We start from the raw sequence: 19,920 nt of genomic DNA on the forward strand, positions 1-19,920 counted from the left end.
CGGGACGACGTCGCCGAGGCGCCCATGCTGTACGAACTCGCGACCCTCTCGTGCCCGCTGCTCGCGGTGGGTCAGGTCTCGGCCGGCGTCGAGGCCTGGCTGGACGATCCCGACGCCAAGGGCGAGCTGGTCGGCTGCTGGCGCACCGAGATCGGGACGCTGGGGCGCCTGATCGTGCTGCGCGGCTTCGCGGCGCCCGAGGACATGACCGCCGAGCGCCGGCGCGCCCTGCTCAGCGCCAACCCGTTCAACGCCGGGCACGTGATCACCGCGCTGGAGATGGACAGCTACGCCCCGTTCCCCTTCCTGCCGCCGATCCGGACGGGCGACCGGGGCGGGGTGTACGAGATCCGGACCTATCGCCAGAAGCCGGGGGGCCTGCCGCCGACCCTCGCGGCCTGGGAGGCCGCGATCGAGCCGGCACGCGCCTACACGCAGCACCTCGTCGTCAACATGTACGCCCTCGACGGCGCGCCGCGCATCACGCACATCTGGGGTTTCCCGAGCCTCGAGGAGCGGGCCGCGCTGCGGTCCCGCGCCTACGAGGCGGGAATCTGGCCGCCGAAGGGCGGCCCGGACCAGATCGCCGAGGCGACCGCGACGATCGCGCTCCCCCAGGGGCGCTCGCCCCTGCGCTGACCGCCATCCCTCGAGAGCCGCAACCCGCGCTGGCGCCACCCCAGGGGGCGGCGCCAGCGCCGTCACTCAGCGGCGGCAGACGCCCCGCGGGCCGCGATAGAGGCCGGGCGGGCAGCCGCGGGGAGCGCCGGTGACGGCGCGGCGGATCGCACCGCGCGGGCCGCGATTCAGGCGGCAGCCGCCGTAGGCCCCGCGATGGGCGCCGAACCCGCAGCCGCCGCGGACGAGGGTGACGGCGGCGTCGCCGCCGGTCAGCGGTGCCACGGGCATCGCCTGGGCTCCGCCGGCGAACAGGGCGACGGACGCGGCGACGATCAGGCCGGTCATTCTCATGAGATTCTCTCCCGCTAAGCACAGGGCGCGGCCCGGTGCGATCCGGGCCGCGTCGCGGCCTCCGGCCGCGGCCAGTAACCCCGGGCCTGCGGCATCGTTCCGCGCGCGGGCGGGGCCGCCGATCAGGCGCCGAACAGGTCGCGCCAGGCCGGTGGAAGCCCTGTACCGGCCAGGGGCAATGACGGCGCGTGTCCGGGCAGGCTCGTCGCCGAGAACACGCCGCGGGCCACCGCCCGGGCCAGGACGCGCGCGGCGACGTCGCCGAGGCGGGCGAGGTCGACCACCGGTTCGGCGAGGGGCACGGCGCCGGTCGCCGCGGCGAAGACTAGGTCGCCGTCGAGGGGCGTGTGCGCCGGCACGAGCGCGCGGGCGAGGCCGTCCTGCGCGGCTACCGCGAGGCGCCGGCACTGCGCCTTGGTCAGCGCCGCGTCGGTCGCCACCACGGCCAGCGTCGTGGCGGCGCCCGGCAGCGCCCGGGCCGGGAAGGCGAGTGCCTCCGGCGGCACCCGGACCGGCGCGCCGAGACCACCGAACTCGTCGCCCTCTTCGAAGGGCGCCGCCCAGAAATGCGGCCCGGCGCCGATCGTCGCGTTGCCGAAGGCGTTCACGGCCGCGAGCGCCCCGACGCGGAAGCCCGTTCCCGGCACCTGCGCCGAGGCGGATCCGATCCCGCCCTTCAGTCGCCCGGTGCGCGCGCCCGTCCCGGCCCCGACCGAGCCCAGGGCGAAATCCTCCGCCGCGGCCGCGGCGGCCTCGAAGCCCAGCTCGCGATAGGGCGGATAGCGGCCCCAGGCCTTGTCCCCGCCGTTGGGGAGATCGAACAGGACCGCCCCGGGGACGATCGGCACCCGCATGGCGCCGACCGGGAAGCCGCGCCCGGCTTCGGCGAGCCACGCCGCCACGCCCGCCCCCGCGTCGAGGCCGAAGGCCGAGCCCCCGGAGAGCACGAAGGCGTCGACCCGCTCCACGGTGCGCTCGGGGTCGAGCAGGTCGGTCTCGCGGGTGCCCGGCCCGCCGCCGCGCACGTCGACCGCGGCGATGGCCGGCTCATCGAACACGATCGCGGTGACGCCGCTGGCGAGCCGCAGGTCGGTGGCGTGGCCGACCCGCAGGCCGGGAATGTCGGTGATGCGATTCTGCAGCATGGATCGAGCTTGCCACGCCGTGCGAGCGCCGCAAATCCGGCCGGGGCCGTTGACCGCCGGCCGGGATTTCCCAGTTGGCAGACGGCACAGCGCGTCGAGGAGCACGGCATGGACGTCGGATTCATCGGGATGGGGCGGATGGGTCGCGCCATGGCGGCCAATCTCGCCCGGGCCGGCCACACGGTGCGCGCCTGGAACCGCTCGCCGGAGGCCGCGCGCGGCATCGACGGCGTCACCCCCGTGGCGAGCGCCGCCGAGGCGTTCGCCGGGGACGCCGTGATCACCATGCTGGCCGACGACGCGGCACTCGAGGCCGTGATCGTGGCCGGCGGCCTCCTCGACCGGCCGGAGCGCCCCGGCCTGCATATCGGGATGAGCACGGTCTCGGTGGCCCTGGCGAAGCAGCTCGCCGCCGTCCACGCGCGGGCCGGCGTCCCCTACGTCTCGGCCCCGGTCTTCGGGCGGCCGGACGTGGCGGAGGCCGGGAAGCTCAACATCGTTGCGGCGGGAGAGGGAGCCCTCATCGACCGCGCCGGCCCACTCCTCGACGCGATGGGCGCCAGGACCTGGCGCTTCGGCGACGACCCGACGCGGGCGAACGCCGTCAAGCTCGCCGGCAACTTCATGCTGATCTCGGCGATCGAGGCCATGGCCGAGGCCTGCGCCCTGACGGAGGGCCACGGCGTCCCGGGCGCCGAGTTCCTCGACCTGATGACCAACACGCTGTTCGCCTCGCCGGTCTACAAGGGCTACGGCGCCTCGATCGCACAGAACCGCTACGAGCCGCCGGGCTTCATCCTCAGGCTCGGGGCCAAGGACGTGCGGCTCGCCCTGCAGGCGGCCGAGGGCGCCGGGGTGCCGATGCCCTTCGCCAGCGTGCTGCGGGACGGTCTCATCGAGGCGATCAGCCACGGCGACGGCGAGAAGGATCTGGCGGCGCTCGCCCGCGTCTCCGCCCGGCGCGCAGGGCAGGGTTGAAATCTGCGGCAATGGCTCGCCTTTCTGGCGAACCTTAACCCGTCATTTCAACCTCACGACAGAGTGTCCGGCCGGCTATAGGCACGGATACCAATAGATGCGCACACATTCCTATTCGCTGCGCAGGATGACTCTGTCGACGAAAGTCATCCTGCTGGCGATGCTCGCCGTGACACTCACCGCCGGCGCCATCTGGATTACGGTCTCGCGACAAACTTGGTCGCAGATGGAGGTGCGCTAGCGCACCAACGGCGAGCGCAACCTGAGAACTCTGGCGCTCGTCCTGGCGGCGCGGGTCGAGGGCGCGGCGGCGGATCTCGACGGCGCGCGCGTCGCCCGGGTGTCGACGCCGAGCCTGTCGGGCTTCGCCGATGCCCGCGTCGTGGACGACGCCGTCGCCTACTCGGGCGGCCTGGCGACGGTGTTCAGCTACGAGCCCGCCTCCGACAGCTTCGTACGGCGCCAGACCACCGTGCGCCGGGAGGACGGGACCCGCGCGGTCGGCACGGCGCTCGCCGCCGACAGCCCGGCCCAGGCCGCGATCCGCGCCGGGCGAACCTACGAGGGGCCGGCGACCCTGTTCGGGCGGCGCTACCACACGGTGTACCAGCCGACGGTCGACGCCGCCGGCAAGGTGAACGGCATCCTGTTCGTCGGCCTGCCGATCGAGATGTACTTCGACGCCCACGCCCAGACGATGACGAGCCTCAGCGTCGCCGCCCTGATCATCGCGGTGCTGGCCTGCGCCCTCGTGGGGCTGGCGGCGGCGCGACTGTTCCGGCCCTTCGCGACGATCGCCGCGCGGATCGAGGCCCTCGCGGCCGGCGACCTGGACTCGGCGATCCCCCACGCGGCGCGCGGCGACGAGATCGGCACGGTGGCGCGCGCCCTCGAAGTGCTGCGCGTCTCCGGCCTGCGGACCCGGGAACTCGAGAGCCTGCAGAGCGCGGGCGCGGCCGACGAGACGCGGCGGCGGGCCGCGCTCGACCGCGCCATCGAGGCGTTCCGGGGCCAGATCGTCCGCTTGAAGGACGCGCTGACCGCCAGCACCGGCGCGATGCGCGCCCGGGCCGGCGAGATGGCGGCCAGCTCCGCCGAGGCGGAGGCCGCCGTCGCCGAGACCGAGCGCGGCTCGCACGAGACCTCCGCCAGCGTCCAGACCGTCGCGAGCGCCGCCGAGGAGCTCTCCGCCTCCATCGCGGAGATCGGGACCCAGCTCGACCAGGCCGAGGCCCTGGTGGCCACGGCCGCCGCGGAGTCGGACGCCATGAACGCCGAGATCGGCGAGCTCGCCGAGGCCGCGGGGCGCATCGGCGCGGTGGTCGGGCTGATCCGCCAGATCGCCGAGCAGACCAACCTGCTGGCGCTCAACGCCACGATCGAGTCCGCCCGGGCGGGCGCCGCCGGCAAGGGCTTCGCCGTGGTGGCCGCGGAGGTGAAGGCGCTGGCGTCGCAGACCGCGCGGGCGACCGAGGAGATCGGCAGCCAGATCGCCGGCGTGCAGGCCTCGACGACGGCGGCCGTGGCGGCCATCGGCCGGATGGGCGAGCGGATGCGGGCGGTCAGCGCCACCACGGGCGGGATCGCGTCGGCGGTCTCGGCCCAGGGCGCGGCCACCGCCGAGATCTCCCGCAACGTCGCCGACACGGCCGGCGCCACCGAGGCCATCGCGGGCGGCCTGACCACGGTCGCCGGCGCCGCGCGGCGCTCGGCCCGCATGGCCGCCACGGTCACCGAGGCGGCTCAGACCGTCGACGCGGTCGCGGCCGACCTCGAGGGCGAGATCGAGCGCTTCCTCGGTCAGGTCGCGGCCTGAGCCCTCAGAGCCCGTAGCGGGCGAAGGCCGCGCGCTCCGCGAACGCGGCCATCGCCCCCTCGGCCAGGTCGATCCCGCCCGGCGCGCCGCCCCGGCGCAGGATGCGGGAGAGCAGGCCGCCGCGCGCCTCGGCGACGAGGCGCAGGTCGACCTTCTCGCCGAAGCGCGCGCGCATCGCGGTGCGCACGTCGCCCAGGGCGTCGACGAGGCCGAGGGGCAGCGCCTGCCGCCCGGTCCAGACCGCGCCGGTGAACAGGTTCTCGGACGTCGACAGGCCCGGGCGCCGGGCCGTGACGAGGCCGGTGAACAGGTCCTGCACGTCGGCCTGGATGCGCTTCAGGCGCTCCACGTCGGCGGGATCCTCCGGGCGGAACGGGTCGAGCATCGACTTCGCCTCGCCCTGCGTGTGCACCCGGCGCTCGACACCGAGCTTCTCCAGGAGGCCGTGGAAGCCGAACCCGGCCGAGACCACGCCGATCGAGCCGATGATCGAGGTCGGATCGGCGACGATCTCGTCGGCCGCGCAGGCGATCATGTAGCCGCCGGAGGCCGCGACATCCTCCACGAAGGCGATCACCGGCACGCCCTTCTCCTCGGCCAGCGCCCGGATGCGGCGGTGGATCAGGTGCGACTGCGCCGGCGAGCCGCCGGGCGAGTTGATCACCAGCGCCACCGCCTTCACCCCCGGCATCCCGAAGGCGCGCTCCAGGCTGCCCGCGACGCCCCCGATCGAGAGCCCCGGCCGGAGCGGCGAGACCGCCCCGATCGTGCCCGACAGCCGGACCACCGCGACCCGCGGGCGTCGGTCCCGGAAGCGGCGCGGGAGGAGGGCGCGGAATGTGTCGGGGAACGCGAACGCCATGGGAGTCTTACGCGGCTCGTCGGGAAGCCGGGCGGGAGACGGCCCGGAAGCGCCTGCTCCGGAAACTGGGCGCTTTCCGGCCCCGCGCAAGGGCGGTGCGCGAGGGTGGTGCGCGAGGGTGGTGCGCGAGGGCGGCGCGTCTGCGCAGTCGGAACGGATCGAACCGTTTGCCGACCTTGGCCGTTTCAGGCGACGGCGCGAGCCTCGTGCCGGCCCGGATCCGCTGGACTCGGACGGGCGCTCACACGGGAGAGAAACGATGCGACCCTGGCCGATCCTGGTCCTCCTCGCCGCGCTGCTCGGCGGGCTGGCGAGTGCGCCCGCGCGCGCGGCGCCCCTGCCGGTCCCCGCGAGCGCCGAGGCCGCCGCGCCCGCCCCCGCGGTGCAGCAGGCCCACTGGCGCCACCGCCGCCACTGGCACCGCCGCCACCACTGGCGCCGCCACTGGCACCACCGCCGCCACTACTGGCACCGTCGCCATCACTGGCACCGGCACCACCATTTCCGCCGGCACTGGCACCGCCACCACGTCTGGCATGGCCGCCCGTACGCCCGTCCGTACGGCCACCGGCACGTCACGTTCTACTGAGCGCAGCCCTGCGCGCCCCGGCCCGATCGGGCCGGGGCGCATCCCTGCCGGGACGCGCGCCGGCAGCCGCGCTGCGACCTTGCGGGCGGCCTCGGAAAACCTTATTTAACCGTCTGATATCACTGCTCTTCCGAGAGGCCGTTCCGGCGCATCGCGCGCCACCCGGGAACGGCCGTGAGCACCGCCCGTCCGGGCTTCAGAACGGATACCGACTTGGCCGAGAACGATCCGACTGGCGCCGCCCCGCCCGCCAGCGACATCCGCCCCGTCTCCATCACCGACGAGATGCGCCGCTCCTACCTCGATTACGCGATGAGCGTGATCGTGAGCCGGGCGCTTCCCGACGCCCGCGACGGTCTCAAGCCGGTGCACCGGCGCATCCTCTACTCCGCCTTCGAATCCGGGCACCTGCCCGAGCGGAAATACGTCAAGTCGGCCCGCATCGTCGGCGACGTGATCGGTCTGTACCATCCGCACGGCGACCAATCGATCTACGACGCCCTCGTGCGGATGGCGCAGGACTTCTCCATGCGCCTCATGCTCATCGACGGGCAGGGCAATTTCGGCTCGGTGGACGGCGATCCGCCGGCCGCCATGCGCTACACCGAATCGCGGCTGGCCAAGCCCGCCACCGCGCTGCTCACCGATATCGACAAGAACACCGTCGATTTCGGACCGAACTACGACGAGTCGCGCGAGGAGCCGACCGTCCTGCCGGCCCGCTTCCCGAACCTGCTGGTCAACGGCGCGGGCGGCATCGCGGTCGGCATGGCGACCAACATCCCGCCGCACAATCTCGGCGAGCTGATCGACGCCTGCGTGGCGCTGATCGACGATCCGGGCTTGACCATCGAGCAGCTCACCGAGATCGTGCCCGGCCCGGACTTCCCGACCGGCGGCATGATCCTCGGCCGCGCCGGCACGCGGCAGGCCTACGCGACGGGCCGCGGCTCGGTGATCATGCGCGCGAAGTCGCATGTCGAGGAGCTGCGCAAGGAGCGCGAGGCGCTGATCTTCACCGAGATCCCCTATCAGGTGAACAAGGCGACGCTCGTCGAGAAGATCGCCGAGCTGGTGAAGGAGAAGCGCGTCGAGGGCATCTCGGACCTGCGCGACGAATCCGACCGGACGGGCATGCGCATCGTCGTCGAGATCAAGCGCGACGCGATGGCCGACGTGGTGCTGAACCAGCTCTACCGGTTCACGCCGCTGCAGAGCTCCTTCGGCTGCAACATGGTGGCGCTGAACGGCGGCCGCCCCGAGCTGATGAACCTGAAGGACCTGCTCCAGGCCTTCGTGGATTTCCGCGAGGAGGTCGTCTCCCGGCGGACCAAGTTCCTCCTCGGCAAGGCCCGCGAGCGCGCCCACGTCTTGTGCGGCCTCGCGATCGCGGTCGCCAACATCGACGAGGTGATCCGCCTGATCCGGACCTCGCCGGACCCGAACACGGCCCGCGAGGCCCTGATGGCCCGCGACTGGCCGGCCCACGACATCGCGCCGCTGATCGCGCTCGTGGACGACCCGCGCCACCGCGTCGCCGAGGACGGGACCTACCTCCTGTCCGAGACCCAGGCCCGCGCCATCCTCGACCTGCGCCTGCAGCGCCTCACGGCTCTCGGCCGCGACGAGGTCGGCGACGAGCTGAAGACGCTGGCCGACGAGATCGCCGACTACCTCGACATCCTGCGCTCGCGCGCCCGCATCCAGGGCATCGTCAAGGGCGAGCTAGCCGAGGTCCGCGAGCAGTTCGCCACCCCGCGCCGGACCGAGATCGTCGACTTCGACGGCAGCGTCGAGGACGAGGACCTGATCGCCCGCGAGGACATGGTGGTGACCGTGTCGCACGCCGGCTACGTGAAGCGCGTGCCGCTCTCGACCTACCGAGCCCAGCGCCGCGGCGGCAAGGGCCGCTCCGGCATGGCGACCCGCGACGAGGATTTCGTCACCCGCCTGTTCGTGGCCAACACCCACACGCCGGTGCTGTTCTTCTCCAGCCAGGGCCAGGCCTACAAGGAGAAGGTCTGGCGGCTGCCGATGGCCGCCCCGAACGCCCGCGGCAAGGCGCTGGTGAATATCCTGCAGTTGCAGGACACCTCCGAGCGCATCACCACGATCATGCCGCTGCCCGAGGACGAGGCGTCCTGGGAGACGCTCGACGTGATGTTCGCGACCGCGCGCGGCAACGTCCGGCGCAACAAGCTCTCGGACTTCACCACGGTGAACCGCAACGGCAAGATCGCCATGAAGCTCGACCCGGGCGACCACATCGTCCACGTCGAGATCTGCCGTCCGGACCAGAACGTGCTGCTGACCACGGCGCTCGGCCAGTGCATCCGCTTCCCCGTCGAGGACGTGCGCGTCTTCAAGGGCCGCGACTCCACGGGCGTGCGCGGCATCCTGCTGGCCAAGGACGACCGGGTCATCTCGATGACCATCCTGAACGCCTTCGACGCCAGCGCCGAGGAGCGGGCCGGCTACCTGAAGATGCGCCGCGCCGTGACCGGCGAGGCCGAGGAGAACGGCGACGCGGAGCCCGAGGACGGCGCCGAGGCGGCGGCGATCTCGCTCGACCGCTACAACGAGATGGGCGCGGCCGAGCAGTACGTGCTGACCCTGTCGGAGCGGGGCTTCGGCAAGCGCTCCTCGTCGTTCGAGTACCGGACCTCGGGACGCGGCGGGAAGGGCATCACGGCGATGCGGGTCAATGCCCGCAACGGCAGCCTCGTGGCGTCCTTCCCGGTCGAGGCCTCGGACCAGATCATGCTAGTCACCGACGGCGGCCAGCTGATCCGCGTGCCGGTGGACGACATCCGCATCGTCGGCCGCGCCTCGCAGGGCGTGACGGTGTTCAACACCGCCAAGGACGAGAAGGTCGTCTCGGTGGAGCACATCGAGGGCGAGGACGAGGGCGCCGAGGCCGGTCCCGAGGGCGGCGAGGAGGCCTGAGGCGCCGCCCGGTTCCGTCCGGCGCGAAAATGCTCTAGGTCGGGTCGCGATGACCCGCACTGCCCTCTACGCCGGCTCGTTCGATCCGGTCACGAACGGCCATCTCGACGTGGTCCGCCAGGCCTGCCGGCTGGTGGACCGCCTCGTGATCGCCATCGGCGTCCACCCCGGCAAGGCCCCGCTGTTCTCCGCCGAGGAGCGGGCGGCGCTGCTGAGCGAGACCTGCGGGCCGGTGGCCCAGGCCGAGGGTGCGGCGCTGGAGATCGTCACCTTCAACGATCTCGCCGTCTCGGCCGCCCGGCGCTGCGGCGCCGCGATCTTCATCCGCGGCCTGCGCGACGGCACGGATCTCGACTACGAGATGCAGCTCGCCGGCATGAACGGCGCCATGGCGCCCGAGGTGCAGACCGTGTTCCTGCCCGCCTCGACGCAGGCCCGCCCGATCACCGCGACGCTGGTGCGCCAGATCGCCGGCATGGGGGGCGACGTCTCGCCCTTCGTGCCCGCGGCGGTCGCCGCGCGCCTCCGGCAGCGCTTCGCCGCCCATTCCTGACACCGGCCCGACCCTGGAAGGACTTCGATGAACCGACGCCACGCCCTCCTCGCGCTCGCCCTGACGCTCGGCACCGCTCAGGCGGCCCGGGCCGCCGACGCCAACACGGTCTATCTCCAGACCAAGGACGGGCGGATCACCATCGAGCTGCGGCCCGACATCGCGCCCAAGCACGTCAAGCAGATCAAGACCCTTGTCTCGCAGGGCTTCTACAACGGCCTCAAGTTCCACCGCGTCATCGACGGGTTCATGGCCCAGACCGGCGACCCGAAGGGCAACGGCACCGGCGGCTCCAGCCTGCCGAACATCCCGGCCGAGTTCACGCAGTCGGCCCAGTTCCGCCGCGGCACCGTGGGCATGGCCCGCTCGCAGGATCCGAACTCGGCGAACTCGCAGTTCTTCATCTGCCTCGGCGACGCGCCGTTCCTGAACGGCCAGTACACGATCGTCGGCAACGTCACGGACGGGCTCGACGTCCTCGACAAGATCAAGAAGGCCGCCCCGGGCGCGCCGGGCGGGGCCGTCCAGGATCCCGACAAGATCGTCAGCATGACGCTCGCCGAGAAGGCCAAGTAGCGGCCGCATGCCGGGCCGGCGCGCCGCCTCGATCCTCTTGCTGAGCTTGATCCCGGCGGCCGCCGCGGCCTATGACGGCGCGCCGTTCTACGGCTACGCCGAGGAGCCGGGGGGCGGCTACCCGCTGAGCCTGCCCCAGACCCTGCGCGCCACGGTCCCGGTCCCGGTCGCCCGGATGGCGACCAAGCCCGCCGACACCCTGGCCGAGCTCTACCCGGCGCTCGCCGCCTGCTGGCAGGCACCGGGCGGCCTCGGCCGCCCGAGCGGCGGGTCCGACGACATCGAGATCACCCTGCGGCTCGCGCTGCGGCGCGACGGCAGCCTGATCGGGCCGCCCCGCGTCACCTACGCGGCGGGGGTCGCGGGCGATCGGCGGAATACCCTGGTGCGCGGGACCCTCGACGCCCTCGCGCGCTGCACCCCGGTCCACATCACGCCGGGTCTGGGCCGGGCGATCGCGGGGCGGCCGGTGGCGCTCCGCTTCGTCTACCGCCCGCCGGCCTGAGCGCCGGCGAGACCGACACGGGCGCTGGCCGGATCCGGCACGCGCCGATACAGTTCCCCCAACCGGAAGGAAAGACTATGGCCGACAACGAGACCATCGTGCTGGAGACCACCAAGGGCCGCGTCGTGATCGCGCTGCGCCCCGACCTCGCCCCGGGCCACGTCGAGCGCATCAAGACGCTCGCCGCCCAGGGCTTCTACGACGGCGTGCCGTTCCACCGGGTGATCGACGGGTTCATGGCCCAGACCGGCGACCCGACCGGCACCGGCTCGGGCGGCTCCGACCTGCCGGACTTGAAGGCCGAGTTCAACGCCGAGCCGCACGTGCGCGGCACCTGCTCGATGGCGCGGACGAACTTCCCGCACTCGGCGAACTCGCAGTTCTTCATCTGCTTCGACGACGCCCGCTTCCTCGACAAGCAGTACACGGTGTGGGGCAAGGTCGTGGAAGGCATGGATGTGGTCGACACGATCAACAAGGGCGAGCCGCCGCGCTCGCCGGACAAGATCGTGAAGGCGACCGTCGCGGCGGCCTGAGCTCGGATCAAGCCTCACAGCCGAAGCCATCTCTCGATGGCTTCGGCTGTACCGTCTTTGCGAGCGGAGCGAAGCAATCCAGTAGCGCCGCGTCTTCACGCGTCGCGCTGCCCTGGGTCACTTCGCTTCGCTCGTGATGACGGCGGGCCGCATCACCCGCGGTCCAGGGCTTCCGCCGCCGCCAGATCCGCCGGCGAATTGATGTTGAGGAACGGGTCCACCGGCTCGATCGGCCAAGTCGCGACCGCGGCCCCGTGGCGCGCGATGAAGGCGCCGACGCGCCGCTCGCCGCGTTCGAGATAGTCCCGAAGCGCGTCGCTCAGAGCCGTCGGCCAGAGCGCGATCGTGTAGTGCTGCCGCTCCCCTGAGGCCGCGAGCGCGATGCCGGTCTCTGGTCCGGCCGCGCCGAGGCGCGCTACCAGATCCTCCGGCAGGAACGGCGCGTCGCCCGACACGCTCACCACCCGCGCGATACCCCGCGCGCCGGCGTGCTCCAGCCCGGCGAGGATGCCGGCGAGCGGGCCCGGCTGATCCGGCACGGGGTCCTGCAGGACCGGACCGGGAAAGCCGGAGAACCGCGCCGGGTCGCCGTTGGCGCTGAGCGCCAGTCCCGCCCCGCATTGCGGCCCGAGCCGCTCGACCACCCGCTCCAGCAGGGTCCGCCCCCCGAGCCGCAGCAGCGGCTTGTCGCCCCCGCCCATCCGCCGCGCCCGCCCACCGGCGAGGATCAGGCCCAGGACCGGCGGCGGAAGAGGCGGGGAGGGCACAGGATCACTCGAAGACGATCTTCGGCGCCGTCCGCCCGGCCGGAGCGCCGGACAGGTTCGCCCAGAGCTGAGCGGCGATGTCCCGGTAGACCTTGGCGTGCGGCCCCTCCGGATCGGTCGCCACCACCGGCCGACCGGCATCCGAGGTCTCGCGGATGGTCATGTTCAGCGGCACCTCGCCGAGGAACGGCACGCCGAGCCGCTGCGCCTCGTTCCGCGCGCCGCCGTGCCCGAAGATGTGCGAGGCGTGGCCGCAATTCGGGCAGACGAAGGTCGCCATGTTCTCGATCACGCCGAGGATCGGCACCGCGACCTTCTTGAACATGGTCACGCCGCGCCGCGCGTCGATCAGCGCGAGATCCTGCGGGGTGGAGACGATCACGGCGCCGGAGAGCGGCGTCGCCTGCGCCATGGTGAGCTGCGCGTCGCCGGTGCCGGGCGGCATGTCGACGAGCAGCACGTCGAGCTCGCCCCAGAGCACGTCGCGCAGCATCTGGGTGATGGCCGACTGCACCATCGGGCCGCGCCAGATCATCGCCGTCTCGGGCTCGATCAGGAAGCCGATCGACATGACCTTGAGGCCGTAGCCGACCATCGGCTCCATGGCCTTGTTGTCGACGACGTTAGGCTTGCCCGAGAGCCCGAACAGCTTCGGCACGGAGGGGCCGTAGATGTCGGCGTCGAGGAGGCCGACCTTCAGCCCCTGCGCCTGGAGCGCCAGGGCGAGGTTGCAGGCGGTGGTCGACTTGCCGACGCCGCCCTTGCCGGAGGCGACCGCCACGATGTGGCGCACGCCCGCGATCTGCGGGCCCTGGTTCGGCGGCGCGCCGGGCCGCGGCGGCGCGACCGGCGGCGGCGTCACGGGCCGGGGAGCGGCGCCGCTCTGGGCCGGGTGGCTCTGGTTCCGCTCGGAGGTGAGGCTCGCGAACACGCCCGAGACGCCCGGCATCTTCAGGACGCGCCCCTCGGCCTGGCGCCGCACCGGCTCGAACCGCTCGGCCTCGCTGGGATCGACGAGGATCGAGAACATCACGCGGCTGTTCGGATCGACCACGACCTGGGACAGCCGTCCCGAGCCGGGCAGGGTGGTGCCGGCGGCATCGACGGTGACGTCGGCGAGCGCCTTCAGCACGTCGTCGCGGGTGATCGCCAAAATCGTTCTCCACCGGGGCAAGCAGGTATGCCAGTGCATGTAACCGAGCGGGCCCAGAACACCAGACCCCGGGCCCGAGATCGGCGCGCGCCGGTGGCCCGCGTCCCCGCGGCCATCCCGCGCCGGAGCGGGGCGCCGCCTGGACCGTGCCGGCGTCAGTGCGGCCGGGCGATGAGGTTGCACGCCTCCATCGGGCCGCGCACCACGGTCCCGTCGCCGCGCCGGTAGAACCCATGCCGCAGGCGACGGCAGCCGAGGGGGCCGCGCAGGCGCTTCACGCGCTCGATGTGGACGCTGCCGTAGCGGCGGTTCGAGAAGTCGTGGCCGCCGATGCGCACGCCCGGGCCGAAGCGCACCTCGGCGCCGGCCGGCCGAGCGCCGAGACAGAGCGCGCCCAGCGCCAGCGCCGCGGCCGTACGCCCCAATCTCCGAACACCTCGCATCCGAACCTCCTCACCGCACGGGCAAGCTGAACCAACCGGAGACTGATCCGTTGTCGGGGCAGCCTTCGGGCGGGGCTCCCTCCGGAGACCCCGCCGGGACCGAAACGACGCGTAGGAGACCACTTTCATGCATCAGGGCAACCACCGCGACCACGAGGGCGCGAAGAAGCTGTTCGAGCTCATCAAGGACGTGAAGATCGCCATGATGACCACCGTCGACTCCGACGGCACGCTCAACAGCCGCCCGATGTGGAACAACGACGCCGACGAGAACGGCGACCTGTGGTTCTTCACCAAGCTGCACTCGCCCAAGACGGCCGAGATCAGCAAGGACAATCAGATCAACCTCGCCTATTCCGACCCGTCGAGCCAGAACTACGTCTCGGTAGCCGGCAAGGCGGAGATCGTCCGCGACCAGTCGATCATCGACGCGAAGTGGAATGAGAGCCTGAAGACCTGGTTCCCGAACGGGAAGAACGACCCGGAGGTCGCTCTGATCCGCGTCCACCCGGAGAAGGGCGAGTACTGGGACAGCCCCAACAGCACGATGCTGCACCTCTACGGCTACGTGAAGGCCTCGCTCACCGGCGAGAGCCCGAAGACCGAGATCAAGAAGGTCGACCTCGCCTGAGGATCGGTCGTCAGGATCGGCGCTTTCGCGGGCGGTCTCCGGGCGGAGGCCGCCCGTCTTCTTGACGTGTGCGGTCCCGGCATGCGCTCTGCGCGTTCCAAGCGCGGCAGAGTGCCTGACGAATGCTCGATCTGGCGAAACGGGTCTACGATCACAGTTTCCGCATCGACCCGATCGTGCGGTCGCTCCTCGACACCGATTTCTACAAGCTCCTGATGGCGCAGACGATCCTGCGCCGGCACCCCGACATCCAGACCACCTTCGGCATCACCAACCGCACCCGCCGGATCCGGATCGCCGACGAGGTCGATGCCGGGCTGCTGCGGGAACAGCTCGACCACGCCCGAACGCTGCGCCTCAGTAAGGGCGAGATCACGTGGCTGCGGGGCAACGTGTTCCGCGGCCAGGGACGCATCCTCGGCCCCGAATTCGTCTCCTGGTTCGAGACCTTCCAGCTCCCCGAATACGAGCTCGCCGTCCATGACGGCCAGTACGAGCTGACTTTCCACGGCCCCTGGGTCGAGACCACCATGTGGGAGGTCCCGGCGCTCGCGATCCTGAACGAGCTGCGGGCGCGGGCCGTGCTGCGGGGCCTCGGCAAGCTCGACCTGCAGGTGCTCTACGCCCGCGCCATGACCCGGGTCTGGGAGAAGATCGAGCGGCTGCAGAGGCTTCCGGACCTGTCGGTGGCGGATTTCGGCACGCGTCGGCGCCACGGATTCCTGTGGCAGGACTGGTGCGTCCAGGCCATGGCGGAGGGCCTGGACGGCGCGTTCCTCGGCACCTCCAACTGCCTGATCGCGGCCCGGCAGGAGGTCGAGCCGGTGGGGACGAACGCCCACGAATTGCCGATGGTCTACGCGGCGCTCGCCGAGGACGACGCGGCGCTCGCCGCCGCGCCCTACGCGGTGCTCGCCGACTGGCAGGAGGATTACGGCGGCAACCTGCTGGTGATCCTGCCCGATACCTACGGAACCACCGGATTCCTGGCGAACGCCCCCGACTGGGTCAGCGACTGGACCGGCATCCGCATCGACTCGAAGGACCCGATCGAGGGCGGCGAGGAGGTCATCCGCTTCTGGCAGGATCGCGGGCACGACCCGCGGGAGAAGCTCGCGATCTTCTCGGACGGCCTCGATATCGACGAGATCGAGCGCATCCACGCCCGGTTCCACGGGCGCATGCGCATCGGCTACGGCTGGGGCACGCTGCTCACCAACGATTTCCGCGGGCTCCTGCCGGACGGCAAGCTCGACCCGGTCTCCATCGTCTGCAAGGTCACGCAGGCCGACGGCCGGCCGACCGTGAAGCTCTCCGACAATCCCACCAAAGCGCAGGGCCCGGCCGACGAGGTCGCCCGGTACCGGCGCGTCTTCGGCGTGGGCGCGCAGGAGGCCCTCCCGGTAGTGGTGTGAAGGGGGTTCGTACCGTTTTCGGTTGATCAGATCGGTTCCGCCGTCCTTGCGAGCGGAGCGAAGCAATCCAGATAGCGCCACGCCCCCTGCTGTCCCGCAGCCCTGGGTTGCTTCGCTGCACTCGCAAAGACGGAGCGGGCCGCACCGACCGAAGCGTTCAACCGGAAACGGTATCAGACCCGCCGCGGTGAAACACGGAGGCCGCCGCCCCAGGGATGAATTCATTATCATGTCCGGCAATCGGGGCGCCTCGGGCGGCCCTGTCCGGGAGAACGCCATGTCGATGAATCGCCGCTCGCTCATCGGGGCCGCGGGCCTCGCCCTGACGGCGCCCGCCCTGCAGGGCGCGCAGGCGGCCGAGGCCGCGAAGCCGGCCGCGAAGGCAGCGCCGCCGCACGTCACGAAGATCCTCGCGCAGTGGATCCTGGGATCCTCCTACGACACCCTGCCGGAGCCCGTCCGCCGCGAGGGCGTGCGCAGCTTCCTCAACTGGGTCGGGGTGGCCATCGGCGGCTCGCACCACGAGACCGTCGACGTGGCGGTCTCGGCGCTGCAGCCCTTCTCCGGGCCGCCGCAGGCCGGGCTGTTCGGACGGACCGAGCGGTTCGACATCATGAACGCCGCCTTCCTCAACGGCGTGTCGAGCCACATCTTCGACTTCGACGACACCCACCTGAAGACGATCATCCACCCGGCCGGCCCGGTTGCCTCGGCGATCCTGGCCTACGCGGCGATGAAACCGGTCTCCGGCAAGGACTTCCTCGAAGCCCTGGTGGTCGGGATCGAGGCCGAATGCCGGATCGGCAACGCGGTCTACCCGAACCACTACGATGCCGGGTGGCACATCACCGGCACCGCGGGCGTGTTCGGATCGGCCGCCGCCGCCGGCAAGCTGATGGGCCTCACCGAGCAGCAGATGGTCTACGCCCTCGGGCTCGCCGCCTCGCAGCCGGTGGGCCTGCGCGAGTCGTTCGGCTCGATGAACAAGAGCTTCAACCCGGGCCGGGCCGCGTCCAACGGCCTGTTCGCCGCGATCCTGGCGGCCAAGGGCTTCACCTCGTCGGACGGCATGATCGAGGCCAAGCGCGGCTGGGCCAACACGATCTCCACCAAGCAGGACTGGTCGCAGATCACCGACGGCCTCGGCACCCGCTACGAGGCGCAGCTCAACACCTACAAGCCCTTCGCCTGCGGGATCGTCATGCACCCGACGATCGACGCGGCGATCCAGATCCGCGACCAGGACCACGTCAGGCCGGAGGACATCCAGCGCGTCGACCTGAAGGTCCACCCGCTCGTCCTGGAGCTGACCGGCAAGACCGCGCCGAAGACCGGCCTGGAGGGCAAGTTCAGCATCTACCACGCCGCCGCGGTGGCCTTCGTGGAGGGCGCGGGCGGCGAGAAGCAGTTCAGCGACCGGTCGGTGAACGATCCGCGGGTGGTGGCCCTGCGCCAGAAGGTGGTCCCGGTGATCACCCCCGGCGTCGATCCCGCGCAGGTCGACATGACCGTGACGCTGAACGACGGGCGGACCTTCCACCGGCATATCGAGCACGCCATCGGAAGCGTCGAGAAGCCGATGTCGGACGCGCAGCTGGAGGCGAAATTCACCGACCTCGCCGCCGGCATCCTGCCGGACGCGCAGGCCAGGAAGGTGATGCAGCTGTGCTGGTCTCTGCCCGAGCTGAAGGATGCGGGCGACGTGGCGCGGGCCGGCGTCGCGGGCGCCTAACCTGAACGCGAAACCCTCGGGATCGATTTCGCGTCCTGTGCCGTTCCCCGTCCGCGAGGCTTCCGCCGCTCCCGGCGGCCGCCCGCGCGTGGCGTTCGGGACGTGGATCACGGTATGGGCACGAGAACCCCGGTCGGGGTCGAACCGGCAGTGCGGCCCGGGACTCCCCTGATCCCGCCGCGGCCGACCCGCGTCGCCGCGGCCGAGACGCCGCGGGCCGCCATGGCGTCGCCGGTCGTGGTCGGCGCCACCATCATCGCCGCCCTGTATTTCGGCCGCGAGATCTTCATCCCGATCGCGATCGCGCTGCTGCTGTCGTTCGTGCTGACGCCGCTGGTGAACCGCCTGCGGCGGCTGCGGCTGCCGCGGCTGGTGGCGGTGGGCGTCAGCGTGCTCCTGACCGTGGGCATCGTGGCCTCCCTGGCGACGCTGATCGGCATCCAGGCGGCCGATCTCGCGGGGGACGTCCCGCGTTACCGGGCCACGATCGAGCGCAAGATCAACGGCCTGCGCGACTCGCCCGTGGGCCACGTCACGGAATACGTCGCCAATATCGGCCGGGCGCTGCACGGCGGCGCCAAGGAGGCCGGGAGCCCGGAGGCGCAGCCGGCCGCGCCACCGCCGTCAACGTCGCCGGCATCGCCGCCGTCGACGCCCTCGGCGGCTCCCGAGCCGGCCCAGGCCGCGCCCAAGCCCGTCCTCGTCGAGGTCGCCACGACCCCGCCGGGCTCCCTGGAGATGCTCTCGACCGTGCTCACGCCGGTGATGCATCCCCTGGCCACGGTCGGCATCGTCTTCGTGGTGCTGCTGTTCGTGCTGATGCAGCGCGAGGACCTGCGCGACCGCATGATCCGGCTGGCCGGATCGAGCGACCTGCACCGGACCACCGTGGCCATCGACGACGCGGCCAAGCGCCTGAGCCGCTACTTCGTGGTCCAGCTCGCCCTCAACGCCGCCTTCGGCGTGGTCATCGGCATCGGCCTCTACCTTATCGGCGTGCCGAACCCGGTGCTCTGGGCGATCTTCGCGGCCCTGATGCGCTTCGTGCCGTATCTCGGGGCGGTCCTGTCGGCGATCCTCCCGATGGCGCTCGCCGCGGCGGTCGATCCCGGCTGGAACATGATGATCGCCGTGGCGATCCTGTTCGTCGTCCTGGAGCCGCTGACCGGCCAGGTCTTCGAGCCGATCTTCTACGGGCAATCCACCGGGCTCTCGCCCTTCGCGGTCCTGGTCTCGGCCCTGTTCTGGACGTGGCTGTGGGGGCCGGTCGGCCTGCTGCTCTCGACGCCCCTGACCGTCTGCCTCGTGGTGCTCGGACGCTACGTCGAGCACCTGGAGTTCCTGGACGTGCTGTTCGGCGACCGGCCGGCGCTGACGCCCGTCCAGAACTTCTACCAGCGCATCCTGGCGGGCGATTCCGAGGAGGTGCTGGGCCATGCCGAGCTGATCCTGCAGCAATGCTCGCTCTCGTCCTACTACGACGACGTCGTGCTCAAGGCGCTGGAACTCGCGGCCCGCGACGCGGCCCGCGGGGTGCTGACCGCGCAGCAGAAGGGCGCGATGCGCGCCGCGCTCACCGAGCTGATCGCCGACCTCTCCGACCGGAGCGACGCCGTCGCGGGGGCGACGGGCGACGGCGAGGAGAGCGCCTGCAGCCCGCTCCCGATGGGGCCGCCCGCGGAGGCGCTGCCCGCCGCCTGGACGCGCGAGGGCGCGGTGCTGTGCGTGGCGGGGCGCGGCTTCCTGGACGAGGCCGCGGCCGCGATCCTCGCGCAGATCCTGGAGAAGCGCGGCCTCGGCGTCCGCACGGTCCCGTTCGCCGAGACGGCCTCCGTGCGGATCGGCCGGTTCGAGACCGGGCCGGCGCGGATCGCCTGCGTGGTCTCCCTGGCGCTCGACGGCGAGCCGACGCACCTGCGCCGCCTGATCCGCCGGCTGCGCGGCCGGGTCCCGGGCGTTCCGGTCCTGCTCGGCCTGTGGCTCGCCCAGGACAGCGGGGCGAACCGCCTCGCCGGCGGGCCGGGGGGCGCCGAGGCCGACGCGCAGGTCGGATCGCTGCGCGAGGCCGTCGAGGCTATCCTGGCGGCCGCGCAGGAGGACGCGACCTGCGCGACCGCGACGGACGCATCGACGGACGCATCGGAGGGCACGTCGGACGCCCGCGGCCAGGCGGCGCGTCTGCCCGCGCCGGCCGGGGCGTGAGTCGCGGATGCGCGGGGGCGGGGGCTTGACGGGCAGGGGCGCGCGCCGGTTTCGTCGGGACGGGCCGTTTGGCCGGGCGGCCTTCGGGCGCAACAGGGG

General features: G+C 72.1%; 20 protein-coding genes. 14 read left to right on the plus strand and 6 right to left on the minus strand.

Annotation, left to right across the window (positions count from 1 at the left end; all coding sequences use genetic code 11):
* The first annotated feature begins 24 nt into the window (after positions 1–24).
* On the plus strand, positions 25–639 hold the full coding sequence (locus LXM90_RS12525; protein WP_020095399.1) for an NIPSNAP family protein: 615 nt from the start codon (positions 25–27) through the stop codon (positions 637–639).
* Between the two features lie 66 nt (positions 640–705).
* On the opposite strand, the gene LXM90_RS12530 is transcribed toward LXM90_RS12525, so the two are convergent.
* Positions 706–972, minus strand: coding sequence for a GCG_CRPN prefix-to-repeats domain-containing protein (locus LXM90_RS12530; protein WP_100252347.1), 267 nt, complete (start codon positions 970–972; stop codon positions 706–708).
* Positions 973–1,094: 122 nt separating this feature from the next.
* Positions 1,095–2,117, minus strand: coding sequence for a P1 family peptidase (locus tag LXM90_RS12535; RefSeq protein WP_020095397.1), 1,023 nt, complete (start codon positions 2,115–2,117; stop codon positions 1,095–1,097).
* Between LXM90_RS12535 and LXM90_RS12540 the strand changes: the two genes are divergently transcribed.
* From LXM90_RS12540 to LXM90_RS12550, 3 genes are all read left to right on the plus strand, one after another.
* Positions 2,070–3,095, plus strand: a complete 1,026-nt coding sequence (locus LXM90_RS12540) for an NAD(P)-dependent oxidoreductase (protein WP_326491901.1) — start codon at positions 2,070–2,072, stop codon at positions 3,093–3,095. The two genes, LXM90_RS12535 and LXM90_RS12540, sit on opposite strands and share 48 nt — an antisense overlap.
* A 97-nt stretch (positions 3,096–3,192) precedes the next feature.
* Positions 3,193–3,336, plus strand: a complete 144-nt coding sequence (locus LXM90_RS12545) for a hypothetical protein (RefSeq protein WP_234082810.1) — start codon at positions 3,193–3,195, stop codon at positions 3,334–3,336.
* Between the two features lie 99 nt (positions 3,337–3,435).
* Entirely contained in the window at positions 3,436–4,911 is a 1,476-nt protein-coding gene (locus LXM90_RS12550; RefSeq protein ID WP_234082811.1) for a methyl-accepting chemotaxis protein, read from the plus strand.
* 4 nt (positions 4,912–4,915) lie between these two features.
* Here LXM90_RS12550 and LXM90_RS12555 read toward each other — a convergent pair whose 3' ends face one another.
* The gene (locus LXM90_RS12555; RefSeq protein ID WP_020095394.1) at positions 4,916–5,773 is read right to left on the minus strand and encodes a S49 family peptidase; all 858 of its coding nucleotides are present in this window, start codon (positions 5,771–5,773) and stop codon (positions 4,916–4,918) included.
* A gap of 259 nt (positions 5,774–6,032) precedes the next feature.
* Here LXM90_RS12555 and LXM90_RS12560 point away from each other — a divergent pair, with 259 nt between their 5' ends.
* The 6 genes from LXM90_RS12560 to LXM90_RS12585 all read left to right on the plus strand — a co-directional run bounded on the left by LXM90_RS12560 (position 6,033) and on the right by LXM90_RS12585 (position 11,478).
* Positions 6,033–6,362, plus strand: a complete 330-nt coding sequence (locus tag LXM90_RS12560; protein WP_020095393.1) for a hypothetical protein — start codon at positions 6,033–6,035, stop codon at positions 6,360–6,362.
* Positions 6,363–6,575: 213 nt separating this feature from the next.
* Complete coding sequence (gyrA, locus tag LXM90_RS12565; protein WP_020095392.1) at positions 6,576–9,308, plus strand: DNA gyrase subunit A; 2,733 nt, start codon at positions 6,576–6,578, stop codon at positions 9,306–9,308.
* Positions 9,309–9,357: 49 nt separating this feature from the next.
* Positions 9,358–9,861: a pantetheine-phosphate adenylyltransferase gene (gene coaD, locus LXM90_RS12570; protein ID WP_020095391.1), complete on the plus strand. Its 504-nt coding sequence runs from the start codon at positions 9,358–9,360 to the stop codon at positions 9,859–9,861.
* Positions 9,862–9,888: 27 nt separating this feature from the next.
* Positions 9,889–10,437 (plus strand): peptidylprolyl isomerase, encoded by a 549-nt coding sequence (locus tag LXM90_RS12575; RefSeq protein ID WP_020095390.1) that lies wholly within the window; start codon positions 9,889–9,891, stop codon positions 10,435–10,437.
* Between the two features lie 7 nt (positions 10,438–10,444).
* A complete protein-coding gene (locus LXM90_RS12580; RefSeq protein WP_020095389.1) occupies positions 10,445–10,942 on the plus strand; it encodes a hypothetical protein in 498 nt (165 codons plus the stop codon).
* A gap of 77 nt (positions 10,943–11,019) precedes the next feature.
* The gene (locus LXM90_RS12585) at positions 11,020–11,478 is read left to right on the plus strand and encodes a peptidylprolyl isomerase (protein ID WP_010686120.1); all 459 of its coding nucleotides are present in this window, start codon (positions 11,020–11,022) and stop codon (positions 11,476–11,478) included.
* Between the two features lie 152 nt (positions 11,479–11,630).
* On the opposite strand, the gene mobA is transcribed toward LXM90_RS12585, so the two are convergent.
* The 3 genes from mobA to LXM90_RS12600 all read right to left on the minus strand — a co-directional run bounded on the left by mobA (position 11,631) and on the right by LXM90_RS12600 (position 13,841).
* The gene (mobA, locus tag LXM90_RS12590) at positions 11,631–12,179 is read right to left on the minus strand and encodes a molybdenum cofactor guanylyltransferase MobA (protein ID WP_020095388.1); all 549 of its coding nucleotides are present in this window, start codon (positions 12,177–12,179) and stop codon (positions 11,631–11,633) included.
* Positions 12,180–12,249: 70 nt separating this feature from the next.
* Complete coding sequence (gene apbC, locus LXM90_RS12595; RefSeq protein ID WP_020095387.1) at positions 12,250–13,398, minus strand: iron-sulfur cluster carrier protein ApbC; 1,149 nt, start codon at positions 13,396–13,398, stop codon at positions 12,250–12,252.
* Positions 13,399–13,553: 155 nt separating this feature from the next.
* Positions 13,554–13,841 (minus strand): hypothetical protein, encoded by a 288-nt coding sequence (locus LXM90_RS12600; RefSeq protein WP_026605283.1) that lies wholly within the window; start codon positions 13,839–13,841, stop codon positions 13,554–13,556.
* 127 nt (positions 13,842–13,968) lie between these two features.
* On the opposite strand from LXM90_RS12600, the gene LXM90_RS12605 reads away from it, so the two are divergent.
* From LXM90_RS12605 to LXM90_RS12620, 4 genes are all read left to right on the plus strand, one after another.
* Entirely contained in the window at positions 13,969–14,472 is a 504-nt protein-coding gene (locus LXM90_RS12605; RefSeq protein ID WP_020095385.1) for a pyridoxamine 5'-phosphate oxidase family protein, read from the plus strand.
* A 122-nt stretch (positions 14,473–14,594) separates the two neighbouring features.
* Positions 14,595–15,887, plus strand: coding sequence for a nicotinate phosphoribosyltransferase (gene pncB, locus LXM90_RS12610; RefSeq protein ID WP_091680394.1), 1,293 nt, complete (start codon positions 14,595–14,597; stop codon positions 15,885–15,887).
* A gap of 277 nt (positions 15,888–16,164) precedes the next feature.
* Positions 16,165–17,619, plus strand: a complete 1,455-nt coding sequence (locus LXM90_RS12615) for an MmgE/PrpD family protein (protein WP_020095383.1) — start codon at positions 16,165–16,167, stop codon at positions 17,617–17,619.
* Positions 17,620–17,733: 114 nt separating this feature from the next.
* Positions 17,734–19,821, plus strand: a complete 2,088-nt coding sequence (locus tag LXM90_RS12620; RefSeq protein WP_020095382.1) for an AI-2E family transporter — start codon at positions 17,734–17,736, stop codon at positions 19,819–19,821.
* Positions 19,822–19,920: the final 99 nt, after the last annotated feature.

The sequence above is a fragment of the Methylobacterium oryzae genome (genome assembly GCF_021398735.1).
GTDB lineage: Bacteria > Pseudomonadota > Alphaproteobacteria > Rhizobiales > Beijerinckiaceae > Methylobacterium.

Excerpts from the sequence above, each read along its gene's own strand:
- LXM90_RS12525 (WP_020095399.1), top strand. The coding sequence starts at position 25 with ATGCTGTACGAACTCGCGACCCTCTCGTGCCCGCTGCTCGCGGTGGGT.
- LXM90_RS12530 (WP_100252347.1), bottom strand. The coding sequence starts at position 972 with ATGAGAATGACCGGCCTGATCGTCGCCGCGTCCGTCGCCCTGTTCGCC.
- LXM90_RS12535 (WP_020095397.1), bottom strand. The coding sequence starts at position 2,117 with ATGCTGCAGAATCGCATCACCGACATTCCCGGCCTGCGGGTCGGCCAC.
- LXM90_RS12545 (WP_234082810.1), top strand. The coding sequence starts at position 3,193 with ATGCGCACACATTCCTATTCGCTGCGCAGGATGACTCTGTCGACGAAA.
- LXM90_RS12555 (WP_020095394.1), bottom strand. The coding sequence starts at position 5,773 with ATGGCGTTCGCGTTCCCCGACACATTCCGCGCCCTCCTCCCGCGCCGC.
- LXM90_RS12560 (WP_020095393.1), top strand. The coding sequence starts at position 6,033 with ATGCGACCCTGGCCGATCCTGGTCCTCCTCGCCGCGCTGCTCGGCGGG.
- coaD (WP_020095391.1), top strand. The coding sequence starts at position 9,358 with ATGACCCGCACTGCCCTCTACGCCGGCTCGTTCGATCCGGTCACGAAC.
- LXM90_RS12575 (WP_020095390.1), top strand. The coding sequence starts at position 9,889 with ATGAACCGACGCCACGCCCTCCTCGCGCTCGCCCTGACGCTCGGCACC.
- LXM90_RS12580 (WP_020095389.1), top strand. The coding sequence starts at position 10,445 with ATGCCGGGCCGGCGCGCCGCCTCGATCCTCTTGCTGAGCTTGATCCCG.
- LXM90_RS12585 (WP_010686120.1), top strand. The coding sequence starts at position 11,020 with ATGGCCGACAACGAGACCATCGTGCTGGAGACCACCAAGGGCCGCGTC.
- mobA (WP_020095388.1), bottom strand. The coding sequence starts at position 12,179 with ATGGGCGGGGGCGACAAGCCGCTGCTGCGGCTCGGGGGGCGGACCCTG.
- LXM90_RS12600 (WP_026605283.1), bottom strand. The coding sequence starts at position 13,841 with ATGCGAGGTGTTCGGAGATTGGGGCGTACGGCCGCGGCGCTGGCGCTG.
- LXM90_RS12605 (WP_020095385.1), top strand. The coding sequence starts at position 13,969 with ATGCATCAGGGCAACCACCGCGACCACGAGGGCGCGAAGAAGCTGTTC.
- pncB (WP_091680394.1), top strand. The coding sequence starts at position 14,595 with ATGCTCGATCTGGCGAAACGGGTCTACGATCACAGTTTCCGCATCGAC.
- LXM90_RS12615 (WP_020095383.1), top strand. The coding sequence starts at position 16,165 with ATGTCGATGAATCGCCGCTCGCTCATCGGGGCCGCGGGCCTCGCCCTG.
- LXM90_RS12620 (WP_020095382.1), top strand. The coding sequence starts at position 17,734 with ATGGGCACGAGAACCCCGGTCGGGGTCGAACCGGCAGTGCGGCCCGGG.